This is a genomic window from Alcanivorax sp. NBRC 101098 (genome assembly GCF_001010505.1).
Classification (GTDB): domain Bacteria; phylum Pseudomonadota; class Gammaproteobacteria; order Pseudomonadales; family Alcanivoracaceae; genus Alcanivorax; species Alcanivorax borkumensis.
In genome coordinates, this window is sequence record NZ_AP014613.1 from 2,272,167 (window position 1) to 2,293,031 (window position 20,865).

Consider the following 20,865-nt stretch of genomic DNA (forward strand, 5'->3'; position numbering starts at 1 on the left):
GCTCCTGTTAGCAATCATCACGCGGCTACTTGGTGCCGAAAATCTTGTCCCCGGCATCCCCCAGGCCCGGCATAATGTAACCGTCCTCATTCAAACCCTGATCCACCGAAGCAGTGTAAAGAGACACATCAGGGTGTGCTTCTTGGACTTTACGGATACCTTCCGGCGCCGCCACCAGCACCAAAGCTCGAATCTGGGTGCAACCGGCTTTTTTTAGCATGTCGATGCAAGCCAGCATGGAGCCCCCGGTGGCTAGCATGGGGTCGATAACTAGCGCCGTGCGCTCGTCGATATCGTGGGCCAGCTTCTCAAAATAGGCCACCGGCTGCAGAGTGGTCTCATCCCGATACACCCCCACCACACTCACTTTAGCGCTGGGGATCAATCCCAGCACTCCATCCAGCATACCCAATCCGGCCCGGAGAATAGGCACCACAGTGATTTTTTTACCCCGGATGCGCTGGGCTGGCGCCTTGCCCATCCAGGTATCCACCTGATAATCCTCCAGCACCAAGTCGCTAGTGGCTTCGTAGGTCAACAGGCTGCCCACCTCAGAGGTCAACTGGCGAAAACTACGGGTGCTCAAGCTCTTCTGGCGCAACAGCCCCAGCTTGTGTTGGACCAACGGATGGCGAATTTCATGGACACTCATGGTGGCAGGCTCCTGGATACCAATAAACATAGGGGCGCAGATCACCCCAACAATAGCGATATTGTGACGATTACAGCGCAAATGTCACCGGTGCACACGCTGTGTCATTTCACCGCACGCCCCCTCACACAGTCAGACAATACTAACCGTCAAAGAAAAAAAAAAACCAAAGGCGTTAATACATTGCCGAAAATTCACGGGTGATTTGCTGCTAGGGAGCCTCTGAAAAACGCTCGAGCAACAGAGGGGAAAGCGGTGCTTGCATCGCGAAGTAGCCTGTAACTCACCGACGCTATTCGTGGTGCGAGCATCACTTCCCACAGCAGATCAGCGTTATTGGGCATCTTTCAGCGATTCGTCGGTTTAACATCCAGTCTCAGACATCTGGCATCCAGCAACGCTGCCCTCAATCAGGCACAACCGGTATTTTCACGCTGATCCGCGATGAACCTTTTCTTATCGATGTGTCAGCCGCTCGTTAGCAGACCGGCTTTGCTCCCTCTCTTGCATACTCAGGGAAGAACAACCAAATGGGAATCGGAACAATATGTACGCATTGTAGGATCATTAAAGAAGCGAGAATTCGACAGCACTTCGCTCCACGAAAACCATAAAAAAAGGCCGACAAAAGCCGGCCTTGATTAAATACTAAAAAAAAGCGTTACAGTTTCACACCTAAGTGATCCAGGGTCTGCATGGTCAGCTGACCAGAAGCCAAATCGTTATCCTTCTGGTAAGCGATCACAGCCGCTCGGGTCTTGGAGCCGTATACGCCATCAATCCAAACCGGGTCGTAACCTTTCGCGGCCAGCGCTTTTTGGAGGCGGCGGACAACATCCTGAGTGGTATTGGTTTCACAGAGAATTTCACGCCATTCCATATCCGCATCCGTCACTTTGACCTGCTTAGGCACGTCTTTGTAAACGGCGGGGATCACTGTTTTCTTCTCTTTAGGCGGCTCTACCTGCTTGACCACCTCAACCGTGCTATAGACAGCTGGCACAGTGACTTTTTCAGTCCGGGCAGGCTTATCGACCACTTTCTTAGTGACCGTCTTGTACACGGCAGGAATTTTAACTTCTTCAGTGCGCTCAGGTTTTACCAGTTCCTTACGGCTAATGGTTTTGTATTCCGCCGGCACTTCCACCAAACACATAATTTCACCGGTGGAATGATCGAGTTTCTCGATAGGGCCACGGCCTTTTTTCCAGGTCGTGTAGGCTGGCTTGACCAGTACTTGCTCGGTAACCGTTTTATATTCCGCCGGTTTAGTGATCAGCTTGGTAGTCGCACCTTTAACCAACACTTCCTCAGTCACGGTCTTGTAGGTAGCCGGAATGACTTTCAGCTTCTCATAGGCTTCGCTGACCAGGATCTTCTCTTGCACGGTTTCATAGCGTGCGGGGGTGGTGGAAATCTTGCTGTCTTCCTGAGACACCATTACACGCTGCATTTCCGTTTTGTAGGTTTCCGGAATCACAACCCGTGCATAACAATGTCCCGGCAGGGCATTAGGCGGCAGCAGCTGGGCGCCAGAGCTGGAAGAATCTGTAGAGGCCGGCTGCTGATCATTGGAGCTCAACGCGGCTCGTAGCTGCTGATTTTCCTGTTCCAGTTGCTGCTGCTGACTTTGCAGCGTTTGATATTCTCGTGTTTCCTGAATAGTTTGGTTGCTGGCACAACCGGTGGCAAGTGCCGCAATAACGGCCGGCAAAATGAGACGATTCAATGTCATAGTCTGTTCCCTTTGAAAAACACGCGTTATTTTCTTCATATGGAACAATGCTCAATAAAAATGTCAGGGACAATTATCAATACGTCTATAAATGCGCAATTTTACAATTTTTTTTGGGGAAAAAGCTTATCCCATTTCACCTACCTTTAAATACGCAAAAAATTTATCATTATATATTATTACTTTTATTTCTTTGTTAAGAATAAATATTCACCTCAAGTGCTTTTACTCCAGTTACTGATACTGATTCTCTTTGGCGCCCTCGAAACAGATTCGCTCTTCACTCTTAACGATTATCCATACCCGGCTCCCAATCTATTGCCGTAGACAACGCTAACGACGCCAAAAAGAAAAACGGGGAACCGTGAACGAAATCCTTGCCTAGGTGCATCCAAAAGTGTTCTTTATAATCACCCCTGCCGTTCGTTAGCAGGGGCCGGCACGACGCAGAAAAACGTTGGGAGCATAGGTAAGCATGGAAAAATCGAAAGGAGCCGCAATCATGAAGCGTTATCTAATCATTTCAATTTTTGCCGTGTTGAACACACTTTGTGCTTCGCTATGGGCGGCTGACAGCCTCTCCGTGAGCGAACTCAAGCAAAGGATGCAAGACGGCAACGCGCCCATCATTATTGATGTGCGCGATGAAGACGAATATCTGGCCGGGCATATTCCCGGCGCCATCATGGTCCCCGCCAAACAGATGGAACATCACCTGGACATGATGGAGCAGTATCGCAAAGAAGACATCGTGCTGTATTGCCAATCTGGCCGCCGGGCCAGCGCCGCTGCCACCGTACTGGAAAATGCCGGCTTCAAGAACGTGAAGCTGCTGCAAGGGAATTATCCGGGCTGGGAGTCCGCCCAATAAGCACCGATTTGCCCATCACCACACCTCCGACTGCCTATGGAATAAGGATATTTCTATTCCATAGGCAAGTTCGACTGTCCCCGATTAGCCGTCGTCCGCTGCCATTGCTATAATCCGCGCCCACCACCCACCCTGTTGAGAAGGACAGACCATGGATTTTGCTAAGGTTCCCGCCGGGAAAGACCTCCCCGAAGACATCTACGTGGCCATCGAGATTCCGGCCAATGCTGACCCGATCAAGTACGAGATCGACAAAGACAGCAACGCCGTATTCGTAGACCGCTTCATGGCGACCCCCATGTTCTATCCGGCCAACTACGGCTACATCCCCAATACCCTGTCCGAAGATGGCGACCCGCTGGACGTGCTGGTGGTAACGCCGTACCCAGTGGTCCCCGGTTCCGTGATTCGCTGCCGCCCGGTAGGTATCCTGAACATGACCGACGAAGCCGGTAAAGATGCCAAGCTGGTTGCAGTGCCGCACACCAAATTGACCAAAATCTACGACGACGTAAAAGACATCGACGACCTTCCCGAGCTGCTGTTGGCCCAGATCAAGCACTTCTTCGAGCACTACAAAGAGCTGGAAGCAGGCAAGTGGGTGAAGGTTGATGGCTGGGATGGCGCCGAAGCCGCCAAGGCCGAGATTATCAAATCTGTAGAAGCTTACGAAAAAGCGTAAGGTGAGCTTCAAGCGACAACGCGAGATAACTTCGCGGTAAGCAGAAAAAGGCCGCACCCATTATCTGGGCGCGGCCTTTTTTATGTCCCTTTCTTGCAGCAACATGCAATAAGCTCTGCCCGCACAGAGCAAACGCAAACACGGAACGCCCTTTTTCCTAATCGTCCCTCGCTTTTCAGCTTAGGCTGACGCCTACCTCTTCTCTCGATAGGCGCTCGGAGTCATCCCACTCCAACGCTTAAATGCCTTGGAGAAATTGGCCACATCGTTATATCCCAATCGGTATGCCACTTCACTAATGCTGTTTTCTGATTGAACCAACAAACGGCGTGCCTGCTGATAACGCTCTTCATCCTGCAATTGACGATAGCTCAACCCGGCCTGCTGCAAATGACGCTTCAACGTACGAGCCGATACCGCCAGCCGCTCCGCCATCCCCTGTAGCGACGGCAAAGGCGCCGGGTGGTCTTGCAAGGCTGAGCGAATACGCCTCGCCATCACACCCTCGTCTTCGGTGCGCCACTGACGAAACTCCATCTCGCATTGCTGCCGAGCAATGGCCGCCACCTGAGGGTCCGCCAATCGAGGGCGAGCTTCCAGCGCCGACAGAGGAAATACCAACGCATTTTCCTCTTGATCAAAGCATACTGGCACGCCCACCTCTTTTCGCAATGCCATTAACCAGGCCGGCGCAGGCCCGCATCGATGAATCTCCAATCCTTGCGGCAGGCTCTCCAGCAACTGCTCGATCATAAAGACCAACCCCACCAACATAGCCTCAATAATAAAATCGTGAGCGATGCCTAGCGGTCGCGTGCTGCGCAATTGAAGATGAGCCTGCCCGGATTGACGAGTCCGGTGGATTTCCAGGAAAGGGGCACGTAACCCTAGAAAACGGCACGCTGCATCCAGTGCATCCTGGGCGCTGGCGCTGGATAGGGCCAATAGCCCCACCGGGCCATGTAAAGTGATACTCATGGCCCGAGCATAACGAAACCCCAAGCCTCGCTCGCCCACCATTTCAACGCCACGTTCCGCCACAGTCTGGGCCAGTGACATAGACACCCGGCGGTCCACCGCCAGCAACTCGTCACGGCTCACCCCAAGCCCTACCAACAGTGCCGAGGCATCCAGGTTCAGGGACTCTAGTACGTCATACAGCAGCACCACATAAATACCTGGCACCCCCGCACCTCCCCAGGGACGGCCCGAACTCACCATTTGTTGGCCCTCCGCGACAAGACCTTGAATGCAAGACTCCGCATAGTAGTTGGCATTATGAGCCTGTTCAAAGCGAATACGCTGCTACCCGGCTCCAGACTCGACCATGTCATCACTGACATTGGCACCAGGAGATCTCAATGAACCTGACGCTGGTAAAAAAGAAAACACATCCATCCATTCCCATTACCCCACGTCGAATGGAATTTTCCTTCGAAGGAATCAAACACGATGATTACTGGTTCGACAACGATCCGGTACTAACTCATCTGCTCAATATTCTGTCGTTGACCTTCCCGGACGGCGAGCGCTTCTTCGTGGATTCAGTTCGTGCGCTTCGCGACCAAGTGCAAGACAAGGATCGTCAGAAGGATATTTCCGGGTTTATTGGCCAGGAAGCCATGCATTCGTTAGAGCACCAGGCCTTCAATGACCTGATTGCTAACGGCAAGTATGACGACATCGTTAACCACGCTCTTAACGTTACCAACAAACTATTGGCCGGCGCGCGCCAATACATGAGTAAACGCCAGCAATTGGCAGCGACTGCAGGTCTTGAACACTTTACGGCAATTCTTGCCGACGCCATCCTACGTCGCCCAGATCTGGTGGAAAGCATGGACCCTGCGGTACGCGACCTGTGGGTTTGGCATGCCATCGAGGAAACCGAACATAAAGCGGTAGCCTTCGACCTTTACAAAGAGGTGAATGGTAATTATTTGGAGCGCCAGCGCCTGTTCCTTTCCAGCACAGTCTATCTCATTGGCTTTTCTAGTTATTTCACTTGGCAAATGCTCAAACGCGACAAGATCCACCGTAAGCCCCTAACTCTTGCCAAAGGGCTATGGAAAGGTTTCGGTTATAAAGGCGTTATCAGCAGCATCATTCCTGCCTGGTTTACCTACCTGAAGCCCGGCTTTCACCCTTGGGATGACGACAACAGTGCGCTGATTGAAGAATGGCGCTCCACCCTGCCCGAACCAGGCGGCGTAAAAGAGAGCTCCAGAATCGCTTCATAAAAGAAAAGTACGGCTGTACCCGACCCTCTGGGTGCAGCCTCATGGGAAAGTCAACATACCGATTAGCACAAAACCGAACGCTTGCGTCAAATCTGCCACTTACCGATTATTCACTCGAACAAAGTACGCCATGTGCAAGGCATGAAATAAGCGTCGTTGGGCCACATCCTTTGCCAGAATAAACCCCAACGGCTCAAGCATGGATTTTAGCTCCCTGAGAGTTGTATGATTTTGTCGGCTACTATGGCCGGTGAGACGATATTTTAACCAGCGTTTCACTCCTGTATACGACCAAGGAGACAGATAGGAAATCAATAAGTGCTGGTCACTCACCCGAGCCAGTTCCCGCAATAACTTTTCACGAACCCTGGCATCTGAAAAGTGATGGATCAAGCGAAAACAGACCACCAATTTGAATGCTCTTCGCTCCCAAGGCATGGAAAAAATATCGCCTTCTTTTACCTCAACTGAAAAACCATTATCGATAAGCAATTGCCGGGTAAAATCTACGGCCGCCGCCCCCATATCTATAGCTGACACCTGCCAGCCCTGCTGGGCCATCCAGAGGCTAAGGCGTCCCGCACCGCAAGGAGCATCCAGCACACAAGCCCCGGCAGGAAGCTCCGGCATAGAACGCTCTACCAGAGCCATTTCAGCAGCATGCTTGCCCGGTTTTCTGTTGGCATATTTTAGAACGGCTTGTTCATCCATCTTGACCCGATCACGGGATATAACAGCAACATCATCAGACATTTCGAGGGTCTCTTGGTAATGAAAAAACAGGGGCATTCCGGCGTCCAGCACTCTCATACAGCTCATGCAAATGAGCTCGAATGGCTGGGGTAAGAAAATCGCTGCGACGCAGCAATTGAGAAAAATCCGAACGGGCAGCAGCGCCCATACTCAAGCGCTTACGGAAGCGCTCAAGATCTAGCAGCATGATCTTCAACGTTACCGGATGTACCAACACATGAGCCGGGTAACAGGCGCCATGCTGCCAGCGCTGACGGTGCAACCGGCGCAGCACACGCAACAAGCGCATCATAACGATAGTCAGTTGCGTAGCGTTATGCTTGCGAGCGAATACTGCCAAATCGATATAATCCGGTGGCGCTAGAGTCACCAATATTGCAGCATCAGCTCGTTCGCCATAATAAAGACAATCCACCACCGGAATAGCCGCAGATTTTAGGCGCTGTAACGCCAAAAATTCGTGGAAATACGTAGAGCGCTTCTGCCAAAACTGTTGGGGCAGGCGGCGACGTTGATTCTGTTGACGCTTTACATAAACCCACTGCCCGGTATCAAGCTGATGGCGGGTCACGCCACTCCAGCCTCCACGACGATAATTCGGCGCCTCCACCCAGTCACAGGGCAACGACCACATGGCATCAAATTCCGTCAAGGCATTGCGAGCTAACACGCTGTGCCATGACGGAGCAATAAAAGTAAGGGTCACACTGCCTCCTCTGACCAATTAACAGGCTCAACAGGAAGGCTAAAAGTAAGAGCTTAAGAGAGGCTTAATCAGGAGAAAAAATCATGGAGCGAATTCTATTTATCTTAAATAGGCAATGTATCAGTCATTGCTGATGGCAGAAATAAAAGAGGCCGCGCCCAGCTCTTTGGGCGCGGCCTCTACGTTGCGTAATGGCAACAACAATCTTCACGTCACTTCAATTATCCCATTATTAAATCTCGATTCTTCTTAGCCTTCCTGCAACAACTTACGCAGGTCGATCAAGGCAGCATTGGCCCGTGATACATAGTTCGCCATCACTAGAGAATGGTTAGCTAACATGCCAAAACCATCGCCATTAAGAATCAAAGGGCTCCATATAGTTTCTTGGGTAGCCTCAAGCTCACGAACCATTTGCCGGAAACTGATGGTCGCATTTTTCTTACGAAGCACATCCGCGAAATCCACTTCCGCACCACGCATTAACTGGGTTAGTGCCCAGGTCGCACCCCGCGCTTCGTAAAAGGCATCATCAATGTCTAGCCAAGGGGTTTTAATAAAATCTTCGTCTTTCTCAGGCTTGGCCGCTACGATGGTGCCGTCCTTGTCAACATTGAGCTGGCTGCGACCAACACTCTGGCTTAGCGTCAAGCTCAAGGACCCTAGCCGATTTTGCACCTCGTTCAGCCAATAATTCAGGTTATCCGCCCGGGCATAGAATTTACCGTCATTTTCATTGGCATCTGTGAGGCGATCCAAGTAACGCTCTAGCGCCTTGATGCCCCGGCGATACTCACTTTCAGTGGCCGGCATGGCCCAGCTTTGCGCATCAAAATTGAATTGAGGCTCAGCAATAGCCAGGTCCTTGTCTTCCTGACTCTGGGACTGGGAACGGCTCATATCCCGGCGTAATACGCGGCTAAAATCACGCACCTGTACCAGCACGCCATATTCCCAGGCTGGCATATTATCCAGCCACAGGCGGTGCGGAAGGATGTCATTGGTCAGGTAGCCGCCAGGCTTAGTCAAGAGTGTATCGGCCACGAAAATCAGCTCTCGAGTGGTAGTTTCGCCCCGAACCACATCCGCTTTCGGCGTTACCTTCTTCAGCTCCGGCTCTTGGCTCCAGTACCAACCAAGCAAAATATCCACCAGTAGCAACAAGCCGAGCAACCAAAGCACCCCTTTCCATATTCGGTTATTACGGGGGTCCAGCATGGCATCCCCCAGTTTTTCATTAAATTTATCGTTACTCATTATCACTCCCAACATCGGCACACCACTACGACAGCGTAGGCTCTTCATTAGCGGCAGGGAGAACAACAATAGCAGCTGCAGGAGAGCTCGCACACCGTTTGCGATAAGCCAAGCTACCGCCATAAAGGCTGAGGATGCCATTGACAATAGATAGACCCAATCCCGCGCCATCTGAATCGCAATGCCCGCGGCTGAAGCGTTCACTGTAGCGCTGCCACTGCTCTAGCCTCAGCCCTTCACCGCTATCGTAGACCTCGATACGGATTTGACCTTCTCTTTTCTCAGCGTTCACTCCGATAACCCCCGGGGGGGTATAGCGGCAAGCATTATCGACCAAGTTCCGTAACACCAGATGCAGAGCTTCCTCGGGGACAGCAACCCATAGAGAATGATCAAGGCGCAATTCCAGATGCTGCTCAAAACGATCGCCTAGCGGCACCAGTGACGCCAGGGTATCCCGTGCCACCGGCAGAATATCAGCACGAGCATTCTTTTTCGGCGGCCCCATGGCAGGGTCCAAACGCGCCAGCACCAGCAATTGTTCGAGCATCCGTTCGGCACGACCCACTGCCTCCTGCAGCCCTTGTAGGGACTCTTCGCGCTGCTGCGGATCCGGCAGTGAGCGAGCGTTATCTGCATGCAGCCGCAACACCATCAATAATGTTCGCAATTCATGCGCAGCATCTGCCGTAAAACGCTTTTCACGCTCCATACCCGCCTCCAGTCGCAGCAAGAGCTCATTGATGGCGGCCTTCACAGGTTCCAGTTCACGCACCTGCTTACCGGTGGAGAGCGGAGTCAGATTATCCGGAGAACGTTGGCTCACGGATCGAATAAGATCGGAGAGTGGCGAGAGTCCAAAACGAATGGCCAGCCATACTAGCAACACAACAAAAGGCACACTGATCAGGTAGGGAGCCACCAATGCTCCTGCCACATTTCTGACCATGGATTGACGGGCGTAATCACTTTCCGCCAGGATCAACCAGCGATCATTGGTCATTGGCAACGAATAAGCATGCCAGCCGTTGATTTCTGCATAATGAGGACGTGGATTGAGGGCGATCAAAGGTGAGATTGGTGACCCTTCACTAGCAGTAACCAGCTTGCCGTCCTGCCATAACTGGTAGATGAAATAGCGTAGGTAGCGAGACTCGTCGGAGTCCAGCGCTGACAGGGACGCATTGGGGGGATAACCATCCCGCCAAAAACCGGCCAGCAGACGTGCACTTTGCACCAGCTCTGCGTCGTATTGTTCATCCAGCTCATGATAGAGAGTGCGATAAGTCAAAAAGACCAATAAGACCCCGCCACCGGCGATCACCAGCAACAGTGATACAACCAGAAAGCGACGAATGGAAAAAATCATTCCATAGTTCCCTGCAGGCTGTAGCCGACACCACGCACAGTCCGAATCAAGTCGCTTCCCAACTTTTTACGCAAATGATGTATGTGGACTTCCAGTGCGTTGCTTTCTACATCCTCATTCCAGCCATACAACCCACCCTCCAGTTGATCTCTGGTGAGAACTCGACCCCGATGGCGCAACAGCTGCATCAACAGGCTCATCTCCCGCCGCGACAGATTTACCAGCTCGCCGCGACGAGTGACGATAAAACGCACAGGATCAATCTCCAGCTCACCGAGATGAAGCGTCTCTGAGCCAGGCGGTTCACGACGCCGTAATCGGGCACGAATCCGCGCAATCATCTCCACAGCGGAGAACGGTTTCACCAGATAATCATCGGCGCCACAATCCAAGCCCCCGATGCGGTCTTCCAGTGCATCTCTGGCACTAATAATGATTACCGGGATCTGTTTGTCCTTTTGCCGCAAGATTTTCAAGGCATCAATACCATCCAGCCCGGGTAGTCCCAGATCCAGCAACACCAGTTGAAAACCTCCGCCCTCCAGAGCCGGCATCAACAGATCACCCCGATCGATATGATCCACCGTATAGCCTTCAGCCCGGAGCGCACGTTGCAGGCCATCTGCTAGCAGCACATCATTCTCAACCAGCAATAGGCGCATCATTCCCCCATTGAATCCAATATTGTACACCTGCCCCTCGCAACAGGGTTTCAGCGTCTTTTCCCTGTAGCAGAGCAAGCGTAGACAACAGACCAGCCTGAGTACATTGGCGCCCATATACGGTAACAGCACGAGGCGCACCGGATACCGGCCAGCCACTGCGCGGATCCAGCACATGGCTATAACGGACACCATCACGAAGTAAAAAACGGCGGCTATCACCGCTAGTCGCCAGCGCACCGGTGGTGAACTGCAACTGCCCGGCAACAGGCTTGGCTGTACCCTCCATACCCACCTGCCAGGGTGCCTGCGCAGCACGCGCGACTAGGTCACCCCCAAAATTCACCAGTACATCCGCATCGGTAAATTGGCCGGCCAATTGAAAGGCACTGTCCACTGCATATTCTTTACCAATGCCACCTAAATCCAGTTCCATCCCCGCCTGTAAGCGAATTTTTCCTGGCTGCCGTTCGACCTTGTTCCAACCCACCAATGATAATAAGGCGTCAACCTGCTCAGGTTTCGGTAACCGATTAGAACCATCAAAGTGCCAGGCACGTCGTAATACGCCCGAAGTGATGTCAAAAGCACCGTCACTGAGCTGCCAACATTGACCGGCGAAATCCAGTAACCGGGCGCTCTCATCATCAATATCCACCCAGCGCCCATCTCCAGCATTGATGGCCGCCATCAAATTGTCTTGCCGAAAACGGGAGTATTTTCTTTCGATTCGCCAGGCCTCCTCGGTCACACACTCAAACAGTGCCAGTGCCTGGCTTTTACTGACTCCGCGCACCAAACATTCACAAGGACTTGCCATGGCAGAAAAACGGCCGCGCCAAAGGGCGCCGTCCTGTTCCAGGGTAAATGCTTTCCCCTGTGTCATAGAGACTCCACCGCAACGACTACCAGTAGAATGTATACCCGACCTGCGTGATCAGTGCATCGAGTTCCGAAGCATCACTGTCGCCGCTCTGCTGGAAACTTTCTACCCGGAAACTCCATTGCTGGTTGTTTTTCCATTGCTTGCCAAGCTTGACGCCATAGGTGGTATCAGTGAGATTCCCCAGCCGGTAATCCGCCGATACTTCATCCAACGTATTCAGATCTGCAGCGCTAACCGATTCACGGTAAAAATCAGCTTCGCCCTGCTCATACCAACGCACATGGGGTTGCAGAAACCAGCCATTGTCAAACTGAAAGCGATATTTCACATCCAGAGTATGTGATGTAATGCCCCAGTCGTCAGACATAAAACGATACCCCACCGCCAACACATCGCGGTTGAAGTGATAACGGTTCTCCCAGTAAAGCGCATTCTTGGTGCGCGAATCGGGGCGCAACTCGAAAATATGGGCATCACCCACGCCAATATCTGCTGCACCAAAGCTTTCCGCTTCCAGCGGATCCCCATTAGCATCTACTACCGTGACAATCTTGTAAGGGTCTGTCTGGTAACCGTCCGATATCGACACGCTGTAATTGAGTTGCATCAGCCAGTTACGGTTGATCACCTGGGTAATCCCAAACAACAGATCATTTATAGTTCGATCTTCAGTGCCGTCACTTTTTTGTTGATTACTCTGGAACGTCAAACCAATCGGTACACCGCCCACCGGGTCTATGGTGTCCGCCTCATGGGCTAGGCCGAATGTGAGCGTGGTGTTTTTATTGTTCAAATCCCATAAGAGTCCAGCATTTAAGCCCAAAGAAGTAAAATCATATTCATTGGAGAAATTCATCCCCGCCGTCCATCGCATAGTCCGGCTAAATGGACGGGTATACTGCATGTTTGCGGCAACACGCGTGTCCTTGAAGGAGTCATCCAACGGCACCTCATTGGTGGCCTGATATTCCTGTGAACCAGACGGGGAAGTAAACGTCTGCGGCTTATCCGATTTGATCGCCCCGTTATGGGATGCACCAGTTAACGAATCCAGCGTCAGTTTCAGTTCAAGCTCGCTGTCATCACCAAACTGTTTCTTGCCGCGAACCACTGGCTCCACCGCCGTGACACGATCTTGCTCCGCGTAATACAACACGGCGGAATCAAATTGCCAGGCATCATCTGCGGGCTGTGCCTGTACCGGCTGGCCCAGCAGAGCACAGGTCGCAGCGGCCAGGCCACTCCCAATCGTCTTCCCATCCATTTTTTTTTTCATTACGCCTTCCTCAATTACAGCCACAGCCACCGCCACCAAATCCACGCCCACCGCTGGAGGCTTCCTTGCTAAAATAGATGTGATCATCCAGCGCATCATCGAGACCATCCGCAGCACCCATCGTCATTACTGGTTTGGCCAACAAATCACGCTCCCAGGGTTGCACCCCCAGGTTCTGGCACCCGGACACACAGCCCACAGTGATCAGAAACACGGGTATTCCTAACGCAAATTTCATCATTGCTCCTCCAGCAGCTGGACGATTTCTTGCTCGTAGGCGTCCTTATTTGTTTCCATAAAACCGATATGACGGGCTAGCGCGTTCCCGCGCTCATCCATCAGCACGGCACTGGGCATCCCTTGAAGCTGATAGCGGCTTGCCAGCTCCCCTTGTGGGTCAAACACCAACGGGAAAGTGGCCGGGTAATTGGCCAGAAACTTCTCTGCATCCTCTTTGCGCAGGTCCAAATTCACACCGATGATGGTGAACCCACGATCTCCATATTTCGCCTGCATCCGATTCAGCCAAGGAAACGAGCGCCGGCAAGGCACGCACCAGCTGGCCCAAAAGTCTACGTAAATGACTTTTGCTTCCCCGACCTGCTCGGGGGAAAATGGCAACGGTTCCGCATGAGCCAGCCAGGGGATGACCAGCAGGGCAAGCACCCGTAGAAAGCGCATAGGCTTCTCCTTGATATTGAGACCACAGCCTCCTACCGGCGCCTTAAAGTAACCTTAAGGCACTGTTAATAATCTGCCCTGAAACTTATCGGCTATCCTGGCATCCAAGCGATGCCACCATTTTTGGGTTCGGGGTTTGAGGAGAAAGGAATGCATACAAGCTGGCAACGACTGGGGCTTGCTCTATTAATGCTATTTACAGTGTCCACAGCCATTGCGCAGGATCTATTCGGCGACCAAGAACGCCTGCCCACCGTGGATGAAGCCATTCAGCTAGTACCTGATGCCGACTGGGACAACCAGCAACTGCGACTGGATTTCGAGCTGATCGATGATGTTTATCTCTATCAACACCGTTTCGGGTTCACCCTACGTGACACCAACGGCAATGTGATTAACGACTTTGCCGAACTGATACTGCCCCCCGGGAAGCCCAAAACCGACGAGATATTCGGTGATGTAGAAGTCTATTTCGACCGTTTGAAGTTCTCGCTTCCTTTGAATAGCGTGCCGCTAGTGGATACCGAACTGGAAGTACGCTATCAAGGCTGCATTGAAGATACTCTCTGCTACCCGCCCACCCGCAAAGTGTTTGCATTCGACAATCCGCAACCGGCAAAAAAGCCCATGGCCGCGGTGCCACCCGCGGCCACTGACTCCACCGCCGGCCCGGGTTTTCTCGATACACTACGGTCTGAGGACGCCAACGCCTTCAACCAGTGGATGAACGAACAACCCCTTGGTTTAATCATCGGCCTCTTCTTTGTGGGCGGGCTGCTGCTGGCCTTTACCCCCTGCGTGTTTCCCATGGTCCCCATTCTCTCCGGTATCATTGCCGGCGAGAAAGAGCCCAGCGCCACACGGGGCTTTACTCTCAGTGTCAGCTATGTGTTGGGTATGGCCGTGCCGTACACTTTGGCAGGCTTATTGGTGGCACTTTTTGGCGCCGGCCTGAACCTGCAATTCATGCTGCAACAACCCGCGGCCATCATTACTTCAGTAGCGGTATTTGTCGTACTGGCCCTGTCCATGTTTGGTCTGTATGAACTGCAGCTACCTGCGGCCTTGCGTAACAAGCTCCATCAACCTGGCCAAGAAGCCCGCGGCAGCCTGATCGGCGCCGCCATCATGGGCACCATTTCGGCCTTGGTCGTCTCCCCTTGTGTTACCCCCATCCTAGCCGGCGCGTTGATCTATGTTGCCGCTAGTGGCGACGCGGCCACCGGCGCGGCTTCCCTGTTCGCCCTATCGATTGGCATGGGCCTACCATTGATTATCTTTGGCACCGGTGGCGGCAGCTTGCTTCCCCGTGCTGGCATGTGGATGGAAGAGATCAAACGGTTCTTCGGCGTAGTGATGCTAGGCGTCGCCATCTGGCTGCTGGACCGCATCATCAGTGACACTATTACCCTGGGCCTCTATGGCTTGTTGTTAACCGTGTATGGCATCCAGCTGGGGGCATTGGAGCCTGCCGGTGAAGGCGCTGCCCGGCTCAAGCGGGGCTTGGCTCTGGTACTGGCTCTGTACGGGGCGGTGATGATTGTCGGCGCCTTGAGTGGCGGCAAGGACCCTCTGCAACCGTTAGCGCAGATGAATCACCCAGCCACGAACAACGGCCCCCTCCACGTTAGCGCCCCCTCCTCCCAGCCTGGCGATCATGGTCCCTGGCAGACCATCGTTGGCAAGGCCTCCCTGGAGCAGGCACTGGCCACGTCTCGTCAAGCCAACAAGCCCGTGCTGGTAGATTTCTTCGCTGAGTGGTGCGTGGCTTGCAAGGTCCTGGAAGAGACCACATTGAGTCACCCGGATGTGCTTAATGCCATGCTCGGCTTTGACCTCTACCGGGTGGATATCACCGAAATCAACGCCGACAGCCAGGCCATCATGGAGCAGTACAACATTCTTGGGTTGCCGGCACTGGTGTTTTTCACCCCCATAAGCACTGAAATTCCTGATTCAAGAGTCCTCGGCGAAATGGGGCCACAACGGTTTATTGAACACCTTAACAAGCGGGTCCTGCCTAGGCTTTAATGCCGCGCCAATATAGAAAGGGGCGCGCGCGCGCCCTTCGCTGCAAACGCCCCGCGGGTCACGCTCCTACCGCGAGCGGTTGCGCCTCCCACCTAAGCAAATAACCTGAAAGAGTGCCGATATCCCGATATCTTCCCGCAACTTGTAACGAATGTTGTAAACCCCTTTTTTCTGTCATAGATTCCCCCTAATATTGCATTTGTATGAGAAAACCCAAGTTAACCTGGGTTTTTCCAGCATGATCACTGCAAATAACGACAAATTCGCGAGGGGACCCATTTTGGCTTCCATTTTGGTGTTACATGGCCCAAACCTGAACCTGCTCGGCACACGCGAGCCGGACAAGTACGGCCATACCACCCTGGCGGACATCAACCAGCAACTGCAGGAACAGGCCAGCAAAGCCGGCCATCACCTGCAGCACCTGCAAAGCAACGCAGAATATGAGCTGGTCGAATGCATTCACGATGCCCATACCGAGGGGGTCGACTTCATTATTATCAACCCGGCGGCTTTCACCCATACCAGCGTGGCGCTACGTGACGCCCTGCTAGCGGTGAACATTCCCTTTATTGAAGTGCACCTATCCAACGTGCATGCCCGGGAAACCTTCCGCCACCATTCCTTTTTTTCTGATATTGCCAAGGGCGTTATTTGCGGCCTCGGCGCCATTGGCTATGCGCTGGCGTTAACCGCTGCTCTCGAACAACTGGATGACTGAACATGGATATTCGCAAAATCAAGAAACTGATTGAGCTGCTGGAAGAGTCCGGCATTGAAGAGCTGGAGATTTGTGAAGGGGAAGAGTCCGTGCGCATCAGTCGCGGCTCTCGTCAACCGGCAGCACCCGCACATTACTATGCGGCCCCGCAGGCTCCCGCTCCCGCTCCGGCACCTGTTCCCGCAGCCGAAGCGCCCGCCGCGCAGGATAATACTCCAAGCGGCCACCTGGTTCGCTCGCCCATGGTCGGCACCTTCTATCGTTCACCGTCGCCAGGCGCCTCGGCCTTCGCCCAAGTAGGCCAAAAGGTTCAAGCTGGCGATGTGCTGTGTATCGTGGAAGCCATGAAGATGATGAACCAGATTGAGGCGGACAAGTCCGGCACTCTGGATGCCATTTTGGTTGAAGACGGCGAGCCGGTTGAATTCGACCAGCCTCTGTTCTCCATCGTTTAACGGAGGCTTCCCATGCTGGAAAAGGTCGTCATTGCCAACCGCGGCGAGATTGCTCTACGGATTCTGCGCGCCTGCAAAGAGCTAGGCATTCGTACCGTAGCGGTTTACTCGAAACCGGACCGGGATCTAATGCATGTTCGTCTTGCTGACGAAGCCGTGTGCATTGGTCCCGCTTCATCCGCCGATTCATACTTGAACATTCCCGCGCTGATCAGCGCCGCCGAAGTGACCGATGCCGACGCCATTCACCCAGGCTATGGCTTTCTGGCGGAAAATGCAGACTTTGCTGAAAGCGTAGAACGCTCCGGCTTCACCTTTATCGGCCCCAAGGCAGACACTATTCGCCTGATGGGCAATAAGGTAGCCGCCATTGAAGCCATGAAAAAAGCGGGTGTGCCCACCGTACCGGGCTCCAACGGCCCCATCGGCGACGATGATGAAGCCTCACTGGCCATGGCCGAACAAATCGGCTACCCGGTGATCATCAAGGCCGCAGCAGGCGGCGGCGGGCGCGGCATGCGTGTGGTTGATGAAGCAAAACAGCTGCTAAACGCCATCACCCTGACCCGCTCCGAAGCGAAAAATGCCTTTGGCGACGCCACCGTCTACATGGAGAAATTCCTGCAGCAACCACGCCACGTGGAAGTGCAAGTGCTGGCCGATGGTGCCGGCCATGCAATTCACTTAGGCGACCGTGATTGCTCCTTGCAGCGCCGTCACCAGAAGGTGGTGGAAGAAGCTCCGGCACCCGGAATCCCTCAGCATCTAAAAGAAGAAGTCGCCGAGCGCTGCGTTAACGCCTGTAAAGAAATCAATTACCGGGGTGCGGGCACCTTCGAATTTCTCTACGAGAATGAAGGCTTCTACTTCATCGAAATGAATACCCGTGTACAGGTAGAACACCCCGTCACCGAAATGGTTACCGGGGTGGATATTGTCAAGGAACAATTGCGTATCGCCGGCGGTGAAGGCCTGCAAATCCAGCAGTCCGATGTACAATTCCAGGGCCATGCCATTGAGGTTCGCGTCAACGCAGAAGACCCGGTACGGTTTACCCCCTGCCCGGGCAAAGTCACCTACTTCCACGCCCCCGGTGGCAATGGCGTACGAGTCGATTCCCACATCTACAGTGGTTACACTGTTCCGCCATACTACGACTCCCTGATCGGCAAGCTGATCACTTGGGGGGAAAATCGCGAGACCGCCTTCTCCCGTATGAAAAATGCGCTGGACGAAATTGTCGTGGAAGGCATCAAAACCAATATTGCCCTGCACCGCGACAAAATCTTCAAGGACGAGGCTTTCATTAAAGGCGGCGTGGACATTCACCACCTAGAAAAGAAACTCGGGACACACTAAAAGCCGTTGATAGTGAATTGATCGCTATTATCGTTAACGGTTACCATCCCCCTGATGGCCGCGCCCAGCGTTTGGGCGCGGCCTCTTGCGTTACAGACACTACAAAATTACCCCCTCGCACTTTTAACGGTTAACTCTCAACTAGAGCGAAGCGACAACATGGCCTGGCTTCAACTCCACCTTGCCACCACCGAACAGCACGCCGATGCCTTTCAGGCTGCACTGGAAAACCTCGGTGCCGTGGCCGTGACCCTCACCGACGGTGCCGACCAACCTGTGTTCGAACCGCCGCCGGGCACTCGCCCGCTATGGCAGAATACGGTGGTCAGCGCCCTGTTCGAGCAGAACCATACCCCGGAGCAGATTCTTAACGCCCTCACAGCCCAAGGACTAGAAGCACAAGCCAGCCACCACGAAACCTTGGAAGATCAGGCCTGGGAGCGGGCCTGGATGGATGATTTTTCACCCATGCAATTCGGTGAACGGCTGTGGATCATTCCTAGCTGGAGCGAAGCCCCGGACCCAGCGGCGGTCAACTTGAAGCTAGACCCAGGCCTAGCCTTCGGCACCGGCACCCATGAAACCACTGCCCTGTGCCTACAATGGCTGGATAGCACCGACCTGCACAACAAAACCGTACTCGACTTCGGTTGTGGCTCTGGAGTACTGGCCATCGCCGCTCTGCTGCTGGGCGCCGGCGATACCACCGGCACCGATATTGACCCTCAAGCGTTGATCGCCAGTCATGACAATGCCCACAACAATGGCGTAGCCGAATCTCTAACCCTGTTCCTGCCCGAACAAATGCCCCAAGATTATCAGTGTGACATTCTGGTGGCCAACATACTCGCCGGGCCGCTGGTTGAGCTCTCCGAGTTACTAGCCCGTTACTGCCGGGCCGGCGGCAAACTGGCCCTGTCTGGCATTCTTGCTGAACAAGCAGATAGCGTACGCACTGCCTACGAGCCTTGGTTTGAACTCAACCCCACCACCCAACAAGGTGACTGGGTGCGCATCGACGGGGTACGGCGGGCCCGCTAAAACCAGACTTTCAAAAGAAACTGAGTGACAAGTCCTTGCGGCTTGTCCTGCTTTTTCTGTAAAACATACCTAAATCATCTGCATGCGATGCTCGGATTGCTTCGTTGCCCGAACCCCAAAGCGTGCAACGTGCCACCTCTCTTCTTCCAATAACAATTCAGGCGAAAGCCATGGCCAGCCAATACAAAACCCGCTGCCCCCATTGTGCAGCCCAGTTCAAGATCACCGATGAACATTTGAAACAGGCGCGCGGTGCGGTTCGGTGCGGCTCATGCTTGCAGATTTTTCAGGCCAGCGATTACCTGATCGATCCTGCCGACGCCCAGCAGCAGCCCCAAAAAAATCGCTGGGCTGGCGCGCTGGACGGGTCCGACGTTGACAACAACCTGCCCAAAAATACTCAGACATTAGCCGATGACGATGACGATGCCGAGAGCCTGAGCATTCACGGGATGGAGCTCAGTGACTCATTCATGAATGTAGATGTAGAGGACACCGACCTCGGACTAGGCGAAGATTTCACCGACATGCAAGGCGCAGGCCGCGCCAACCACCATGAAAATGCGGATGAATCCTGGGCCGAAGCCCTACTGCAAGAATTGGAAGAAGACGAGCCAGCTGCTGCCAATACCACGTATGGAGCCCCTCCATCACCCGGGACAGCCGCCAGCCACTCACCGTCACCAAAGCAGCAGACACCTAACGCTCCCAGCACAAAAACCAGCGAACAGTCACCGTCTCTATCAGAAGACGACGATAACAGCCTATTTGTCGGGCTGGATCTGTTTGCTGATGACCATTATGAAAAACCAAGCTCCTCGGACAAACCGGTTCACGAACGCCACACTCATTTCCGCCAGCAGCGGGACTGGGGCGAGCTGATTAAATGGACGTCCCTCTCGGGGATCGCCTTAGTGACATTGATTGGCCAGTACACCTTCTTCAACTTCGACGATCTGGCTCGCAGCCCACAATGGCGCCCCTTGTACCAACAGGCCTGCGGGATACTTGGCTGCCAACTACCGAGTCGCTCCGACATCACCAAGGTGCGCGGCACCAACCTAGTGGTTCGCAGCCACCCGAACTATGCCAATGCGCTGATTGTTGACGCCATCCTGTTTAATGAAGCCAAGTACCCACAACCTTTCCCGGAACTGGAACTGAGCTTTAGCACCTTGAATGGCCGCCCTGTAGCCAGCCGCCGCTTTTTCCCCAAGGAATACCTGCAAGGAGAGCTACACGGCATGGGCATCATGCCCACACGCACGCCATTGCATATTTCTTTGGAAATTGTGGATCCGGGCGAGCAGGCCGTGAGCTACAACCTTCGCCTGCTGCCGCCCCCCCAAGGCGGAGAACCGCTCTCCCAGCGCTAGCCGGCACCATCGCCAGCGCAAAATCGACAGCCCGTCGCCTGATGGCAGACGGGCCTTTCATCCCTAGCCTCCGATCTCTATCATTGTTCCCCCTCTTAGACACCCCAAGCCC

The 20,865-nt window shown here is 53.6% G+C and carries 21 protein-coding genes; 9 read left to right on the top strand and 12 right to left on the bottom strand.

Translation table 11 applies throughout. From position 1 onward, the window contains the following. Nucleotides 1–25 precede the first annotated feature (25 nt). Nucleotides 26–652 (bottom strand): uracil phosphoribosyltransferase, encoded by a 627-nt coding sequence (gene upp / locus AS19_RS10270; protein ID WP_041705504.1) that lies wholly within the window; start codon nucleotides 650–652, stop codon nucleotides 26–28. Nucleotides 653–1,313: 661 nt separating this feature from the next. Continuing rightward, nucleotides 1,314–2,387 carry a peptidoglycan-binding protein gene (locus tag AS19_RS10275; RefSeq protein WP_011589271.1) on the bottom strand — a complete coding sequence of 358 codons (1,074 nt, stop codon included), beginning with the start codon at nucleotides 2,385–2,387 and terminating at the stop codon, nucleotides 1,314–1,316. Between the two features lie 502 nt (nucleotides 2,388–2,889). Between AS19_RS10275 and AS19_RS10280 the strand changes: the two genes are divergently transcribed. Together AS19_RS10280 and ppa are read left to right on the top strand one after the other, a co-directional pair. Beyond that, nucleotides 2,890–3,258: a rhodanese-like domain-containing protein gene (locus tag AS19_RS10280; protein ID WP_011589272.1), complete on the top strand. Its 369-nt coding sequence runs from the start codon at nucleotides 2,890–2,892 to the stop codon at nucleotides 3,256–3,258. A 151-nt stretch (nucleotides 3,259–3,409) separates the two neighbouring features. After that, a complete protein-coding gene (gene ppa, locus AS19_RS10285; RefSeq protein ID WP_011589273.1) occupies nucleotides 3,410–3,940 on the top strand; it encodes an inorganic diphosphatase in 531 nt (176 codons plus the stop codon). A 192-nt stretch (nucleotides 3,941–4,132) separates the two neighbouring features. Here ppa and AS19_RS10290 read toward each other — a convergent pair whose 3' ends face one another. Next, complete coding sequence (locus AS19_RS10290) at nucleotides 4,133–5,125, bottom strand: AraC family transcriptional regulator (RefSeq protein WP_231860781.1); 993 nt, start codon at nucleotides 5,123–5,125, stop codon at nucleotides 4,133–4,135. 176 nt (nucleotides 5,126–5,301) lie between these two features. Here AS19_RS10290 and AS19_RS10295 point away from each other — a divergent pair, with 176 nt between their 5' ends. Beyond that, nucleotides 5,302–6,180 (top strand): metal-dependent hydrolase, encoded by an 879-nt coding sequence (locus AS19_RS10295; protein WP_046962050.1) that lies wholly within the window; start codon nucleotides 5,302–5,304, stop codon nucleotides 6,178–6,180. 99 nt (nucleotides 6,181–6,279) lie between these two features. Here AS19_RS10295 and AS19_RS10300 read toward each other — a convergent pair whose 3' ends face one another. From AS19_RS10300 to AS19_RS10340, 9 genes are all read right to left on the bottom strand, one after another. Further along, nucleotides 6,280–6,933: a class I SAM-dependent methyltransferase gene (locus AS19_RS10300; RefSeq protein ID WP_041705022.1), complete on the bottom strand. Its 654-nt coding sequence runs from the start codon at nucleotides 6,931–6,933 to the stop codon at nucleotides 6,280–6,282. Continuing rightward, nucleotides 6,926–7,639, bottom strand: coding sequence for a lipopolysaccharide kinase InaA family protein (locus AS19_RS10305; RefSeq protein WP_050731514.1), 714 nt, complete (start codon nucleotides 7,637–7,639; stop codon nucleotides 6,926–6,928). The genes AS19_RS10300 and AS19_RS10305 overlap by 8 nt, the downstream gene beginning before the upstream one ends. Before the next feature lie 249 nt (nucleotides 7,640–7,888). Beyond that, a complete protein-coding gene (locus tag AS19_RS10310; RefSeq protein ID WP_041705025.1) occupies nucleotides 7,889–8,896 on the bottom strand; it encodes a DUF2333 family protein in 1,008 nt (335 codons plus the stop codon). 25 nt (nucleotides 8,897–8,921) lie between these two features. Beyond that, on the bottom strand, nucleotides 8,922–10,265 hold the full coding sequence (locus tag AS19_RS10315; RefSeq protein ID WP_046962051.1) for a sensor histidine kinase: 1,344 nt from the start codon (nucleotides 10,263–10,265) through the stop codon (nucleotides 8,922–8,924). Beyond that, nucleotides 10,262–10,927 (bottom strand): response regulator transcription factor, encoded by a 666-nt coding sequence (locus tag AS19_RS10320; RefSeq protein ID WP_011589280.1) that lies wholly within the window; start codon nucleotides 10,925–10,927, stop codon nucleotides 10,262–10,264. The genes AS19_RS10315 and AS19_RS10320 overlap by 4 nt, the downstream gene beginning before the upstream one ends. Continuing rightward, nucleotides 10,908–11,813 carry an FAD:protein FMN transferase gene (locus AS19_RS10325; protein ID WP_046962052.1) on the bottom strand — a complete coding sequence of 302 codons (906 nt, stop codon included), beginning with the start codon at nucleotides 11,811–11,813 and terminating at the stop codon, nucleotides 10,908–10,910. The genes AS19_RS10320 and AS19_RS10325 overlap by 20 nt, the downstream gene beginning before the upstream one ends. Before the next feature lie 19 nt (nucleotides 11,814–11,832). Next, nucleotides 11,833–13,089 (bottom strand): DUF3570 domain-containing protein, encoded by a 1,257-nt coding sequence (locus tag AS19_RS10330; protein ID WP_052753784.1) that lies wholly within the window; start codon nucleotides 13,087–13,089, stop codon nucleotides 11,833–11,835. A 10-nt stretch (nucleotides 13,090–13,099) separates the two neighbouring features. Then, a complete protein-coding gene (locus AS19_RS10335) occupies nucleotides 13,100–13,330 on the bottom strand; it encodes a DUF4266 domain-containing protein (protein WP_011589284.1) in 231 nt (76 codons plus the stop codon). Then, the gene (locus AS19_RS10340) at nucleotides 13,327–13,770 is read right to left on the bottom strand and encodes a TlpA disulfide reductase family protein (protein ID WP_011589285.1); all 444 of its coding nucleotides are present in this window, start codon (nucleotides 13,768–13,770) and stop codon (nucleotides 13,327–13,329) included. Before AS19_RS10340 ends, AS19_RS10335 begins: the two co-directional genes overlap by 4 nt. A gap of 150 nt (nucleotides 13,771–13,920) precedes the next feature. Between AS19_RS10340 and dsbD the strand changes: the two genes are divergently transcribed. The 6 genes from dsbD (at nucleotide 13,921) to AS19_RS10370 (ending at nucleotide 20,753) form a co-directional block, all read left to right on the top strand. Then, the gene (gene dsbD / locus AS19_RS10345; protein ID WP_046962053.1) at nucleotides 13,921–15,801 is read left to right on the top strand and encodes a protein-disulfide reductase DsbD; all 1,881 of its coding nucleotides are present in this window, start codon (nucleotides 13,921–13,923) and stop codon (nucleotides 15,799–15,801) included. Nucleotides 15,802–16,081: 280 nt separating this feature from the next. Then, nucleotides 16,082–16,522, top strand: coding sequence for a type II 3-dehydroquinate dehydratase (gene aroQ, locus AS19_RS10350; RefSeq protein ID WP_041705513.1), 441 nt, complete (start codon nucleotides 16,082–16,084; stop codon nucleotides 16,520–16,522). A gap of 2 nt (nucleotides 16,523–16,524) precedes the next feature. Beyond that, complete coding sequence (gene accB / locus AS19_RS10355) at nucleotides 16,525–16,977, top strand: acetyl-CoA carboxylase biotin carboxyl carrier protein (RefSeq protein WP_011589288.1); 453 nt, start codon at nucleotides 16,525–16,527, stop codon at nucleotides 16,975–16,977. 12 nt (nucleotides 16,978–16,989) lie between these two features. Further along, nucleotides 16,990–18,336: an acetyl-CoA carboxylase biotin carboxylase subunit gene (gene accC / locus AS19_RS10360; RefSeq protein ID WP_011589289.1), complete on the top strand. Its 1,347-nt coding sequence runs from the start codon at nucleotides 16,990–16,992 to the stop codon at nucleotides 18,334–18,336. A 159-nt stretch (nucleotides 18,337–18,495) separates the two neighbouring features. Then, nucleotides 18,496–19,377, top strand: a complete 882-nt coding sequence (gene prmA / locus AS19_RS10365; protein WP_035459129.1) for a 50S ribosomal protein L11 methyltransferase — start codon at nucleotides 18,496–18,498, stop codon at nucleotides 19,375–19,377. Between the two features lie 170 nt (nucleotides 19,378–19,547). Continuing rightward, nucleotides 19,548–20,753, top strand: coding sequence for a zinc-ribbon and DUF3426 domain-containing protein (locus AS19_RS10370; protein ID WP_046962054.1), 1,206 nt, complete (start codon nucleotides 19,548–19,550; stop codon nucleotides 20,751–20,753). The last annotated feature ends 112 nt before the right edge of the window (nucleotides 20,754–20,865 follow it).